At 53.4% G+C, this 6,163-nt stretch carries 5 protein-coding genes; 1 reads left to right on the plus strand and 4 read right to left on the minus strand.

Going from position 1 to position 6,163, the window contains the following annotated elements:
- On the minus strand, window positions 1-2,045 hold a 2,045-nt coding region (locus tag M5C56_RS32165), incomplete at its 3' end, for a preprotein translocase (RefSeq protein ID WP_247263501.1).
- Between the two features lie 158 nt (window positions 2,046-2,203).
- The gene (locus M5C56_RS32170) at window positions 2,204-2,971 is read right to left on the minus strand and encodes a hypothetical protein (protein WP_143483353.1); all 768 of its coding nucleotides are present in this window, start codon (window positions 2,969-2,971) and stop codon (window positions 2,204-2,206) included.
- Between the two features lie 1,353 nt (window positions 2,972-4,324).
- On the opposite strand from M5C56_RS32170, the gene M5C56_RS32175 reads away from it, so the two are divergent.
- A complete protein-coding gene (locus M5C56_RS32175) occupies window positions 4,325-5,284 on the plus strand; it encodes a hypothetical protein (protein WP_247263500.1) in 960 nt (319 codons plus the stop codon).
- A 142-nt stretch (window positions 5,285-5,426) separates the two neighbouring features.
- Here M5C56_RS32175 and M5C56_RS32180 read toward each other — a convergent pair whose 3' ends face one another.
- Entirely contained in the window at window positions 5,427-5,819 is a 393-nt protein-coding gene (locus tag M5C56_RS32180; protein WP_016771183.1) for a hypothetical protein, read from the minus strand.
- A gap of 50 nt (window positions 5,820-5,869) precedes the next feature.
- A partial coding sequence (locus M5C56_RS32185) for a hypothetical protein (protein ID WP_247263499.1) occupies window positions 5,870-6,163 on the minus strand: 294 nt, incomplete at its 5' end.

A 6,163-nucleotide genomic window follows, 5' to 3' on the forward strand; every position in this document is an offset into this window, starting at 1 on the left:
GAAGATGGTTTCATTTCCCTTGTTAGGTCATCCAGCGGGGTAGACTTCTCCCATGGGAAATTGAGCGTTATGCCAAACTGAATTTCGCCATTAACACCCACCGAAACCCCGTACCATTCCGGCGTCTGATGGGTGTACTTGCGTTTGGCACAGTGCACCTCAAGCGTCCTGATGGCTTCCTTGCTAGGAGCGGGGTTACAGTGAAAGCAAATCCCCGCCCCATGCTCAGTCATACCAATCGTAAAATCATGGCGCTTGCCATCGATTTTCGTCATGTTGGTCAAGCGTTCAATGGCCTGATGAACCGCATCACACGTTTCTCCGCTCATAGAAAGCAGAGTGAAACCCAGTTCAAGAATTGCTGGGTTAGGTCGGCGCTCAATTTGCTCAATCAAGCGCTCGTAGTACGTCCCTTTCATCCTAGTGAGAATGCCTTCAGGGACTCGCTGGCCCGGTAGCCCTTCCCGCCGGACAACCATGGCGGTATCTAAATCTGCTGCGATCGAGTCCTCCAGCATCACCATATTGAACTGATCGTCGAGCCAGAGATTGCACCGCAGATGATAGGCCAGGGTTGTGAGCTCGTGCCCTGCCATCAGCTTTGATGATGACTCTGAGCGCATTCGGACATAGCTTAGAAAACGCAGGGGCGTATCAAGCATCTCCGCAAGGACATCCAGCAGGAATACGTCCATCACCAAAGGTGGACGAACGACCTCATCGGCTGAGTATTTGAGGTATTGGCTGGCTTGGAATGCTAAAGCCGGGTAGTGATCGGACACGACGCAGAACGGATAGATCTCTTTGACTTGCTTCGGAAGCACGACCGCTTGGCCTTGATCGTCTTCGAGGCGGCAGCTCCCAGATCTAATAGCTGTCGCGCATTCAGCCCCTTGGTCATAGGCCTTCTGAATGGCGGCAGCAAAATCAGCCTTGATGTGTCCATCACTACCTTTGCGGGCCGCTAAGGTCAGTTTTTTGGCTTTCGCCTGAACGATGATGATCCGATCACCGAAGATGACCAACACGTCCGCTTCAGCGACGATCCGCTTCCCCTCGAACAAGTTGACGTTGGTGTGGACGTTCGACCTTCCGAAGACCGATGCCAAGCGGCGCAGAGAAAACTGTTCAGTAAATGCACCACGATTGTCGGAGGCCTGTTGCTTGTAATCCTTATCCTGATTCATCCAGAAGAAAGGCGACTCGTACAGGGCTTCGTAAATCATGTGATGAGAAAACAGAAGTACTGAGTCCCGACCTGTTGGCAGCAGAGGCGTAGCTGCTACCTGGTTGAAGTCCCCAACCTCCCTGAACAGGCCATTATCACCACTGAACGTCAGCGCTTTGAAAACTGCCTCAACGACATCCAGTTCCTGGCCCGAACAATGGGCTACTTCATGCGCCCTGAACTCGAAAAGCTCCAGCACCGAGCCTGTCGGCATCTGGCCTAGCTGGGGTTCACCAGTCAGTCGCGCTCCGTTGTTAGCTCGCTCGTTCATCAACGAACACATCGCGTTCGCCACTCGTAAAGCTTGGGCGCTGCTGAACCCCATGACCCGCTCTAACCAGGCATCATCCGGAGCGTGTTTCTCTGCAAAAAAATCTCGATACTGGAAGCTGTAGGCTGATTCGGTGGCATAGAAAATGGGCTCCTTCATCATCGGCCCTTGCCAAAAGTCCTCCACGACTTCGCCCTTCTGGGCTTGTGGGGCCAGCTCGCCGATCACCTGACCGTTCAGAGCACTGTGAAGCTCACCCAATAGCTGATCAGTGCGGGAGGCATAGCCTCTAAGTGTGGCTTCATCGACCTCAGACAGATCGAGAGGCTGACGCATCATCAGACCCAACACCGTGCTTATTTCATTGCGGTTGAGTCTTTTACGGTCAAATATATGATCAAGGTCAGAGGGCTTGTGCTCGCCTTGGAACGACACAAAGTTGTCGCGATGACAAATCCCGGCTATAGCGTGAGCGTAGCTTGGTCGAGCCGTCAGATTTATCAGTTCCTTGAAAACTTCGGCTTCACTTCGGTGCGTGGGATTCATTCCTGCTGCTCCAAGGTTCGTGATTCCTATGGGAGGGTGGACTTCCCGTCCCCCCCCCACCATCGGTGATGTTGCTTGGCGACCTTACTCGTTGGATTTTGGCACATATCGCTTTTCGGGTATGGCAGCGCTCAAGCGACATTCTAGTCAGCCGAAACCTACACCTTGAACTCCCTGGCCATGGTGTTAACGACATAGGGGTGGGCTGTGGGTTGATTGTCGACGTCCAAATCGAAGCGAGCTGCCTCGTAGTCCGGCTCAAAAGCCACGGGATGCTTCGCTGAAATTCGCTCTGACTGGAATGTACGAGCCTGCCCCGGGAATTCGTAAACCACTTTGAGAAGACGCCGCTCGTGCGCCGGCAGGTTCCAGTAGTCATTGGTACTGGCAACGGTGCCCACATAGAGGAAGCGCAAGCCATAGTCACGCAGATGGCGCTTGCCCTTTGGGAGCGGAGGGAAGTCCATAAGCGTCAGCAGGACAGGCAGCACATCCTGAACACCCATGTCCCGGTAACGCCAGATCCCGTGGCGATCAGCGTATTTGAGGACGGAGACGAAATCGAAGACCGAGGCGTAACCGATGATCCGGTCGAATTCTCGCCAGTGATACCGCCAGGTCGCAAAGAAGCCCTCTCGAAGCCTCTGGGCGTCAGCGGCATTGCCCTGTCCAGGATTGAGTGCGCGGTAGGCTTGAGCGTTGAAGGCTTTGACCGGACAGGGAGCGCTGTCCTCGAAGTGGACGAAATTGGGAGTGCGCAGCTTGCTGTGCTCAGCTCGCAAGAACACGTCTTGTCGGCAGATATCGCAAAGGGCCGGAGGTCGTACTCGCTCCTTGCCATTGTTATCAACGGGCTTGCCATATGCGTCTTCATAGCCCTGGGCATCCAGGGTTTCGAGGGTGTCACGGTGTAGTGCTGTCCGCATGCCGATTCTCGACTGAATGAAGCGGTCATAGTGGCGACACTTCGACTACCAAGCAACGACCAGTTGGTCTCACAGCAGCGAGATAGAGCCATCCACTCTAGAGAGTCATCAAATAGCGGCATTACCTCTCGACACGCCCAGATTGTAGTAGTGGAGGCTTGGGGAGACCGCGACAACTACCGAAGCTGAAGCAGATAAAGCGAAGAAAGCCGATGATGAGAAATTGGCTGCCCAAACAAAAGCAAAACCTGAGCCGGAATCAACCGGCAACGCACCTGCTGGTCGACAGCCATTGAGGGCGGCGCACTCTACTGCCCCGAATGATCAGCAGCAGAACTGGTCAAAAAACAGCCCAGACCGAGAACAGGAGCTAGTCTGGATTGCGCTGCTGTTTACGTCCTCAGCACCCTACCTCAGAGGGTTTTTGTCGGACATAGAAATGCAAAAAGCCCCCGAAGGGGCTCTTATCCGCATCATCGTCATCCAATCGGTGTGCGGTACTACCGGGGAACATCGCAATGCTCATTACTGCTCAACTAATTGGAGAGGGAACCCGTCGGTAGATGATTTAACTGTATATCCATACAGCTATAATATCAACAGCTATTTCGAAAGCTGTGGCTCCATTCCCTATTGTTTGGTGTGCTGGCTAGTGGCTGCCGTGAAGGACGCGCGAGCGGCTCTCTAATGCCATGTAGCAGACTCACCTGCTAAGCCAGATCACCTCCTCCTCCAACACCTTGCAAGTCACCCAAACACACACGCATGCTCAGCGTCTGGCCTGCAACCATTCAGCAGACAAGCGAAGGAGCAAAATGATGGGGTCGTACGGGGGTTACATTGAGCGGTTGACCAGCGACTCACCTAGCACATCGAGCACACGCTTCAAGTCTGAATACGCGTCAGCAAATCAATGCCAAGCCTCAGCCAGAAGCATCGGTGAAGGGAACACTACCGTTATTCAAATACTGTATATAAATACAGATCCAATTCAATATTTGGGTATATGCTACCAACATTTTCATCTGCCGATTGCGAAAAGCCATCATGATTTCCATCGCACTTCAGAAATATCGGGTTCGCTTCATGGAAGGCTGCAGGCATGGTTGATAATCATCGCCTAGGCGATCGTGCTTCCAGGACTGGGGCGACGATGCCGCCAAGCTGATTAGGACGTCATTGAGCATGACGTGCCATGTCACGGCATCTTTGAACGGGTGTCACGGTGCAGGGAGCACTCTAGGAATTCAGGCATAAGCTCACGGTCACCAAGGTATTTGCCTGGCTGCAGCGATTGACATAAATTTCGCCCGCATAGAGCTCCGCTCATCATTGATGTCCGGAGGAGCCCTCTTGGGCGAACCCCATCAAATGCCCGAAAACCAATCGAAGGAATTCGCCATCAATACCCAGGCATTTAGCGTCCAAGCTGACAGCTACGGCTTCACCAGTTGTAGCTACGCCGACATCGTAACCCTGGTGGATGAGGCGGTAATCGTCCTTCAGGAACGCGGTATACGCTTCACTCCTGGGAGTGTGCTTCACAAGCTTTTTGCAGACGCCCGCAAGCTCGACAAGCAATGGACGCAGAGCAAAACATCACCCAATTTGGTAACGGGTATCAACGCCGCTTACGCAGAGAAGATTGCTCGGATCATCTCCACGCTCAATGATGAGCCGGGTATTGATGAAGCCCTTCAGCGAATCTCTGGGGCAGACGTGAACCTGTCGAACCGATCCAAATCCCAAGGCAAGGACGCATTATGGGAGCTCTCGCTTCTGACCGCCCTCAAGCGCAGGATGCCGGCCCAGATGATCGACCCTCCCGACATTGTTGTCGACTTCGGATTTGGTAACTACTCGATCGCCTGCAAGAAAATCTATGAGCGCAAAAGCCTTGTCTCTAGGTTACGGGACGGTGCCAAGCAAATCCGCGAATCAGAGAACCCTGGCTTCATCGCCCTGAACATCGACGACCTCCTCCCGGGTGAACAGATTTTGACGTCGCAGACCCCGGCATCAGCCCTTCAAATGCTTTCCAAAGAGATTCGGGAGTTTGTCGAAGACGAGTCGGGTGCATTTGGACGGATCAAAAATAAGACCTACCTCGACGGCGTTTTGATTTCAGCATCGACCATTTCTGACATCAAGGAGACGAGCACCCGTCTCAACCTCACAACCACTTTCGACTTCTATCCGTTCCAAACTGATGGACTGGGCATGGAACGCTTTATTGCGCTGAGAAAAAGACTATCCCCTCGCACAACCATGGGAAAAGGGCCCTTGGCTGTAAACATCACCTGGCCAAAGTAAATCTTCTGGCAAAGGCAATAGTGCGGTGATTGGTTTGACTACCATAAGATGCGGGCTGTGTGATTCAAGAAGCATCAGCGTCCCCGCCAATCTCCAGGTTCAGGCAGCCTGGCCATAAGCTAGGCCGACTGCCACTTCAGCTTCAAAAAACGCGAAGCACTGCCGACAAAGGCATCGTTTTTCGACGACCATGGCTGAGCAGCACGTAAAGTTTGTTCTGCGTCTGAAAAAACATGCCGTCGCTGAAATCAATCAACGGTGACGAGCGCAGCCAGAGGGCGCTGCTGGTTTTGGTACAGCTATCGAAGACCACATTGAGCATCAGCAGCATCACCGGCTTCTTGCCCTCCATAGCCAACTCCTGGACGACCAAATCAGGCGCATCGAGATCAAGCCAAACCCACTCATCGACGATGCAGAAGCTCCTATCCGGGAATCTCGTCTCTGTCATCCGGATCGCTTCCTCAAGATCCATTTCCACCCCTGGCATGACCGCGCTTGGGCCAACGATCTCCTCGATGTCTATGTATGACATGGTAACTCCTGCCCATCCATTGCTTCGCCAAATGGCCTTGTTTCGAAGGCTTACGAGCGCGCGGAAGCTTCTCGGGTCATCGACATCACCACTGTCTGCTGGCCCCCGTCGACCTCCTCAATCATGAACATAAGAAAGCTCACGATGACGTATCGATCACCCGCTGTGGTGACAGCAATCGAATAGCCGTGCTGCTCTTCCATCGCCGCCAAATCCTCGGTGACGACCGTATCCCCGTTTTCGGCGCGCTGGTGGATGTCAAAAAACATCGCCGCTTTGAAGCCCAGTCCGACCGGACGAGCATCGAGCAAATAACCGCTGATCTGTCCGTGGAAAGTGACCCT

It is taken from the genome of Pseudomonas sp. MWU13-2862 (genome assembly GCF_023242495.1).
GTDB lineage: Bacteria > Pseudomonadota > Gammaproteobacteria > Pseudomonadales > Pseudomonadaceae > Aquipseudomonas > Aquipseudomonas gingeri_D.

What these genes read in the sequence shown, in the direction of transcription:
- M5C56_RS32170 (WP_143483353.1), bottom strand. Translation starts at nt 2,971, where the DNA reads ATGCGGACAGCACTACACCGTGACACCCTCGAAACCCTGGATGCCCAG.
- M5C56_RS32180 (WP_016771183.1), bottom strand. Translation starts at nt 5,819, where the DNA reads ATGTCATACATAGACATCGAGGAGATCGTTGGCCCAAGCGCGGTCATG.